Annotated in this window: 1 pseudogene; it reads left to right on the top strand. The window is 47.9% G+C overall.

From position 1 onward, the window contains the following. A pseudogene (gene glmU, locus R7Q48_RS30400) lies at positions 1-539 on the top strand (bifunctional UDP-N-acetylglucosamine diphosphorylase/glucosamine-1-phosphate N-acetyltransferase GlmU); the annotation flags it as partial.

The following is a 539-nucleotide window of genomic DNA, read 5'->3' on the forward strand; positions in this document are numbered from 1 at the left end:
GCTATCGTTGAGCAAAAAGACGCAAGCGAAGAACAAAAGCAAATTAAAGAGATCAACACTGGCGTGATGGTTGCGACTGGTGGTGATCTGAAGCGTTGGTTGTCAGGCTTAAACAACAACAATGCTCAAGGTGAGTACTACCTAACAGACGTTATTGCTGCTGCGCACGACGAAGGGCGTGCCGTTGAAGCGGTTCACCCAGTGAATGCCATTGAAGTAGAAGGTGTTAATGATCGCGCTCAACTTGCTCGTCTAGAGCGCGCGTTCCAATCGATGCAAGCTCAAAAACTACTTGAACAAGGTGTGATGCTGCGTGACCCTGCGCGTTTTGACTTACGCGGTGAGCTTCAGTGCGGTATGGATTGTGAAATCGATGCAAACGTGATCATTGAAGGTAACGTATCGCTGGGTGATAACGTGATTATCGGCACTGGTTGTGTGCTGAAAGATTGTGAAATCGACGATAATACTATCGTTCGTCCTTACAGTGTGATTGAAGGTGCAACCGTTGGTGAAGAGTGTACCGTCGGTCCATTCAC

It is taken from the genome of Vibrio sp. 378 (assembly GCF_033339435.1).